Annotated in this window: 1 protein-coding gene and 1 pseudogene; both read right to left on the bottom strand. The window is 50.7% G+C overall.

The window, feature by feature from the left end:
- Positions 1–52 precede the first annotated feature (52 nt).
- Complete coding sequence (locus HWQ67_RS18385; RefSeq protein ID WP_218254146.1) at positions 53–958, bottom strand: diguanylate cyclase; 906 nt, start codon at positions 956–958, stop codon at positions 53–55.
- 5 nt (positions 959–963) lie between these two features.
- Positions 964–1,468, bottom strand: a pseudogene (locus HWQ67_RS18380) (hypothetical protein); the annotation flags it as partial.

Raw genomic sequence — 1,468 nt, 5'->3', positions numbered from 1 at the left:
GGGCGTGAGTGGGATAACTTTCTTTATGGGCATTATATCGTGTTTTTTTCCTTTAAAAAGTGCAAAATCTGTTTCTGCCGTTTTCTTTTGCCTTGTACAGGGCCTGGTCAGCCATTTTTATCAGGGTTTCAGGGGAGGAGGTATCTGATGGTATCAGAGTGGCAATCCCCTGACTTATGCTTACACAATCATTGGCAGACGAGCGGATGTGGGGTATTTGAAGTGCGAGGACGTCATCCCGGAATTTCCCGGCAACGGACACGGCGCCATCCAGGTGTGTGTTTGGCAGGATGCAGGCAAACTCCTCGCCGCCATAACGGGCTACGACGTCCGTTTTTCGATTGATTGACGAGACAAGGCATTTGGTTACTTCAATGAGACATGAATCACCACTTTGGTGTCCGTAGTTATCGTTATACAATTTAAAATAGTCAATGTCTATCAGGATCAGCGACAACGGCAAAGATTCCCTGATGCTGTAGTTCCAGACTATTTCCATATATTCATCAAAACGGCGGCGATTGGGTATGCCTGTAAGACCGTCACGCAAGGAGAGATTTTTAAGCATTCCGCTTTTGATCTTAAGGGCGACATGGGTTTCGACCCTTGCCTTGACGATGACCGGTCTGAATGGCTTTGTGACATAGTCAACGGCTCCGGCCTCGAATCCTTTTATTTCGTCCTGTTCGTCTACCTTTGAGGTAATAAAGATAACAGGGATATCCTCGGTAACCGGATCGGCCTTGAGGCTTTTACATACGCCATAGCCGTCAATGCCCGGCATCATGACATCGAGCAGGATAAGGTCCGGGGGGGCATCTGACAGGGCTATCTGCAAGGCTCTCTCTCCGCTTGTTGCCACGCGGATGTTGTAATCGGCACGCAGCAGCTCGTTTAATATCTTGACGTTGGAGGGGTCGTCATCGACAATGAGCAGGGATGGTTTGTTGTTATCCATATCAGTTATTTCTCCTCGTCGGAATTGCCTGCAAGCATGGCAGGGATGTCATTGCTGTTTTGCTTGTATCTCTCCGGCATGTAGGCATAGTTGCGGTAGTAGGCCGCCAGATACCCCATGAATTCCAGTACAGACAGGCGACTTTTCTGCACATACACGCCTGCTCTATCCTTCGGAACTTCGTTGAGCCGATGCTTTATGGCCGTAACGTGGATATCAATGACGTCCCGTGGCCCGGCCTTCAGGATGCCCAGCTCCTGACTCATTATGCGCAGTGTCTCTGAGACATGAGGCTCCAGCCCATGCCCCGCACGCTCTGTGACGTCGCACAGGAGCTCCTCATAGCAGTTGACCATCTCTGCAAAGGTATCGGGCAGGCTCTGGCTCAACGGTGCCAGACCAAATAGCTGTGCCGTTGCATCGGGCTTTGGGAAAAAGGAAAAATTCTCGAGTAAACCCGCCTCCTGGCACTCGGCACTTGTCCCGGCGTCCGTGTCTTTCAGCGCTGCC

The organism is Candidatus Magnetobacterium casense, assembly GCF_019173545.1.
Lineage (GTDB): Bacteria > Nitrospirota > Thermodesulfovibrionia > Thermodesulfovibrionales > Magnetobacteriaceae > Magnetobacterium > Magnetobacterium cryptolimnobacter.
This window is presented reverse-complemented; position numbering and strand designations above follow the sequence as displayed.